The sequence below is a fragment of the Cupriavidus sp. SIMBA_020 genome, from assembly GCF_046535395.1.
Classification (GTDB): Bacteria; Pseudomonadota; Gammaproteobacteria; order Burkholderiales; family Burkholderiaceae; genus Cupriavidus; species Cupriavidus campinensis.
Window position 1 is genome coordinate 1 of the sequence record NZ_JAWRWU010000472.1, and the last position, 276, is coordinate 276.

The window sequence follows — 276 nt, forward strand, 5'->3', positions numbered from 1 at the left end:
GACGTCACCGCGCCGCGCGAACAGGTGAGCGCGCGACTGCGCGAGGTCCGCAACGTCGTCGAGCTGACGGTGCCGTTCGAGCTGAGCCGCGACGCGATCGACAGCGTCGAGCGCGGTGCGCGCGACGCCGACTGGCAGCCGGCGAAGGATGCCGCGCAGCGCCTGGCGTTCGCGGAAGACGGCGCGATCTTCGACGGCTATCTGGCCGCGGACATCGTCGGCATCCGCGAAGGCACGTCGAATCGCAAGCTCACGCTGCCGACCGACGTCAGCGCG

At 71.4% G+C, this 276-nt stretch carries 1 protein-coding gene; it reads left to right on the forward strand.

Annotated features, from left to right (window positions below; translation table 11 throughout):
* The coding region (locus SB751_RS30110; RefSeq protein WP_410749033.1) for an encapsulin at positions 1-276 on the forward strand (276 nt) is incomplete at both ends.